The sequence below is a fragment of the Paracraurococcus lichenis genome, assembly GCF_030657435.1.
Classification (GTDB): Bacteria; Pseudomonadota; Alphaproteobacteria; order Acetobacterales; family Acetobacteraceae; genus Paracraurococcus; species Paracraurococcus lichenis.
On the sequence record NZ_JAUTWS010000204.1, the window covers coordinates 1 to 3973 of the forward strand.

At 65.8% G+C, this 3973-nt stretch carries 3 protein-coding genes; 1 reads left to right on the top strand and 2 read right to left on the bottom strand.

The genetic code is table 11. The annotated features are described in order from the left end of the window. Nucleotides 1-245 precede the first annotated feature (245 nt). Nucleotides 246-710: a VOC family protein gene (locus Q7A36_RS38695; RefSeq protein WP_305109119.1), complete on the top strand. Its 465-nt coding sequence runs from the start codon at nt 246-248 to the stop codon at nt 708-710. 485 nt (nt 711-1195) lie between these two features. Here the strand turns inward: Q7A36_RS38695 and Q7A36_RS38700 are convergent, their stop codons facing one another. Next, nucleotides 1196-2452 (bottom strand): DUF1501 domain-containing protein, encoded by a 1257-nt coding sequence (locus Q7A36_RS38700; RefSeq protein WP_305109120.1) that lies wholly within the window; start codon nt 2450-2452, stop codon nt 1196-1198. Between the two features lie 47 nt (nt 2453-2499). Then, the coding region (locus tag Q7A36_RS38705; RefSeq protein WP_305109121.1) for a DUF1800 domain-containing protein at nt 2500-3973 on the bottom strand (1474 nt) is incomplete at its 5' end.

Below are 3973 nucleotides of genomic sequence, written 5' to 3' on the forward strand. Positions count from 1 at the left end.
CAAGCTACTGCGTCATAAGCTGTGGTGGCGCCCCGCTCGACATCATCAAGCGTTATGTCGAGCAACAACGGGCACCCGACCGAAAGAGGCGAAGCAACAGGAACGCTTGACCCCTCCCTGATGGGAGGAGGCTGCGCTCAAAGCAGCTCACACCGCAGGCGTTTGCAGCGAGCTGGAACGTTCTGCCTTCTACGATAAGCCGCGGGGCAGCGATGCCGAGTTTGTCAGGCGAGAGGGGGGATATCGTGACAATCGAGATCAACGGCATGGCACATGTCGTGTTGACCGTGAGCGACTACCCGAGGGCTCGGGCCTTCTACGCGAGGCTGCTGCCTGCCTTCGGCATGAAGCCAGTGTTCGACGGCCCAAAGTTCACCTACTTCGTCGGCGCCAGGACGGCTATCGGCATTGCGCCATGTGACCCTGCCTATCAGGGAGAACGCTTCGTGCAGCAGCGAGTTGGTCTGCATCACCTCTGCTTGCGCGCCAGATCACGCGAGGATGTCGACCGATGTGCCGATCTCTTACGCGAGATGGGCGCCACCATCATTCACGCTCCTGCGCAAGGATCGTGGGCACCCGGCTACTATTCGGTTCTCTTCGAGGATCCTGACGGGATTCGGCTCGAGGTGAACCACGTACCAGGAGCTGGCGTACTGGCGCCTGGTGCCGTGTTCAACCCGGAGGATGGCTACACGGGCGCGCCGTGACGGAGCAATCTCCTCCTGGCATGTGACAGATCCACAGTACGGAAGCCTTGAAGCAGGTGGTGAGCCGGACCCGGGAAGGAGGGCTGCGCGGCACCCTGCCGCGCCCCTGGCGGCGGCCGGACCACCTGGGATCTCGGCATGTTCCGAATCGATCTCTCGGATGGCATCCTGCTGGTGCAGAGCGAGATCCAGGGCCGCGGCTTTTTCCAGAATGCAGGCGATAGGCGCCGGCGGGGAGATGGAGACCGGGCTCGCCTGGCGAACCGAGCGCCTCGCTGTTGCGCTCGACCATGCGCTCATCGACGCCACCTTCCGCACGGCGCAGCGGCTCCCCGGCATCCCTCGGCATCGGATTCGCTTCGACACGGAATGGCGGGCGACGAAGGCCTGGCGACTGGACGGCACGATCATCGTCAACTCGGACCAGTACCTGCGAGGAACACCTGTCCTCGATGACGGAGCCCCAATCCCTCGCCAATCGCAGTTCAGGCCGCCTCGTAAAGGCCGAGTCCAGCGAAATCATCGCTCAGCACGGTACGGGTGTCGCCGAGGCCCATCCATTCCCGCACCATCGTCGCATAGACGTGGCGGAAATCGAGCGTATGCCGCAAATTGCCATCCTCGAGCGCAAGCAGGTCGGGCGGCTGCCCGTACACTCCACCCCGCACTCCGCCACCCACGACGAAGACCGGTCCGGCGGTGCCGTGGTCCGTGCCGCCGTTGGCGTTCTCCGCCACGCGGCGCCCGAACTCACTGAACATCAGAAGCGCGACGTCGTCGCCGCGGCCGATGCGGCGCATGTCAGCGAGGAAGGCTGCGATATGGTCCGAGGTATACTTCCATAGCCTCGCGTGAGTATCGGCCTGATAGACATGCGTGTCGAAGGCGTTGTTGGGGTAACTCACATAGAAAACGCGGGTCGGAAAACCACCGGCAATCATCGCTGCGACTCGTTCCAGGCCGAAGCGATACAGGCCGTACTCGACCGGTGTGCGGTAGCTCGCGCAGGCTTCGCGCACCCGCAGCTCAGCAGAGCGGGCAGCGCGGGCGACATCGGCCATGAAGCGCTGCACCGGGCCGCGCGAGGTCGCACCAACCAGGTGCTGCAGGACCTCGCGCTCCGCATGCAGGCCCGTCCGGCTGAATTTCTCCGGGTCGTCGAAGACCAGCGGAACGTGTTCACGGGCACGAACCGCGAGCGACTGCCTGGCCTGCACGTTCACCAGGCAGTACGGGTCGGCCTTCGGGTCGAGCGCGTCGGCGAGCCGACCGAGCCAGCCATAGGTTTCGCCGCTGTTCGGCGCCGCCGTGTGCCAGTAGGCCATGGAGGTGAAATGCGAAAAGGAGGGCTGATCGTAGCCCACGCCCTGCACGATCGCCAACTCGCCGTCCTTGTACAGGCGGGCAAGTCCGGTCATCGTCGATTGCAGCCCGACATGGTCGTCCAGCCTGATCAGCCGCTCGGGCCGCAGGCCGAGCTTCGGGCGCGCCCGGTAGTAGGCGTCGTCGGCATAGGGGACGACGGTATTCAACCCATCATTCGCGCCCGACAGTTCCACCACGACCAGGATGCGGTCGGAGGTCCTGCGCGTCGCTGCCTCGGCCGACGGCGCGAAGACTGCCGAACCGCCTCTGGCGCCCAGAACGCTCAGCCCGACGCCGCCGACGCCGAGACGCAGCAGATCCCGGCGCGCCAGCCCCGGCTGATGGCGGTGCGGGAGGGGATCACGCGGGTCGGACATGGGCGGGGCTCCCTCTTCGCGGCAGCGCGGCCGTTCGCGCGCATGGTTCAGGCCAACTGGTACTCGGGCGTGCTCATGATGAGGTGGGTAAGCAGGCGCAACGGCTCCTCCATGTAGGAGCGAGCCCGGGCGATACTTGATGTGCCGAGTTGTGTCTCGAGGAAGCCGATCAGCCTCGCGCGGACCTCATCGTCGACGGGCATACCGAGGAAGCGATCGAGCAGGAGGTCCACGGTTTCCGCTGCGTCGACGCAACCGGCCTGCGTGACATTGTCGCTCAGACTGAACCGGGCTGCGGCACGCGGGATCGGTCGTATCCTTCGCATTGCCTGCTGCCAGCCCTGGAGGCTGGCGTAGCGTGTGTTGAAATCCTCCCGCCCCGCCGGCCGCGGGCCGCTCTCCGCAGCGCCGGTCTCGACCGCAGGCCCCTCGGCGGTGGCCGAGGCCACGTCCATCCCCCGCTGGATGCGGGTGTTCACCGCGCGCACCACAGATCCCGGATCGAGCATCGGATCGGTGAAGCCAATCATGTCGGGGAACATGACCTCCCGCGCGAAGTTGCCGCGGGCAAGCAGGGTGCCTGGCGTAATCCAGGCCCGGCCCTGCGCCCAGCCTGCGACGGTGGGTGGATTGAGCAGGACCTGACCCAACTCGCCGCACACGGCGTTGAAGTCCGGCACGCCTGGAAGCTCCCGAAGCCCGAGCCGCCGATAGGTGGAGACGATCATCTCGACCGGACTCTTGATGTGTGCTCCGACCGAAGCCGGGCTGTAGAAGTCGCGCGAGAGGAACAAGGTGCGCAGGAACGCCGCGATTTCGAAGTTGCAGTCCGCGAGCAAGCCGCCAAGACGCTGCCGGAAGGCAGGTGACAGCTCGTCGCGGACGAGGAAGCGGTACAAACGGTCGGCGATGTGCTGCGCCGTTGCCGGCTGCTGCATGATGATGTCGAGCACGGCCACGCCATCGAGCCGCCCGGTGTGTCCGAGCACGGTCTTGATGCCATCGTCGTGGCGGGTGACGTCCACCCGGAAGCTCAGATCGTCGGTCGTCCAGCCGGTGAAGGCACGGGCAGCTTCGCGGATGTCAGCCTCGGTATAATGGCCGACGCCCATGGTGAAGAGTTCCATCACCTCGCGGCCGAAATTCTCGTTGGGGGCGCCCTTCACATTGCGACCGGCATCGAGGAACACCAGCATCGCTGGATCCTGGGCAACCCCGACGAGCAGGTCGCGGAAATTGGCCGTGGCGCAGCGGCGGAACAGCGCCAACTGCGCCAGCATCTTGCGGTAGTCCCGCACCTTCTCCGCGCCTGTGGCGAAGTGCCCGTGCCAGAACAAGGCCATCTTTTCCTGCAGCGGGCGCGGCGTCAGCAACATCCGCTCGGCCCACCAGTTGGCGAGACGGCGGGTCTCGAGGGCAGTCGCGCGCAGCCAGAAGAAGAAGCGGTCCGTGACCGGTTGCAGGCGCAGTTCGCCCGCGGGTTTCACCGCGACCCCGATAGCGGCGCCGACCCGTTCGGCG

What these genes read in the sequence shown, in the direction of transcription:
- Q7A36_RS38700 (WP_305109120.1), bottom strand. Translation starts at nt 2,452, where the DNA reads ATGTCCGACCCGCGTGATCCCCTCCCGCACCGCCATCAGCCGGGGCTG.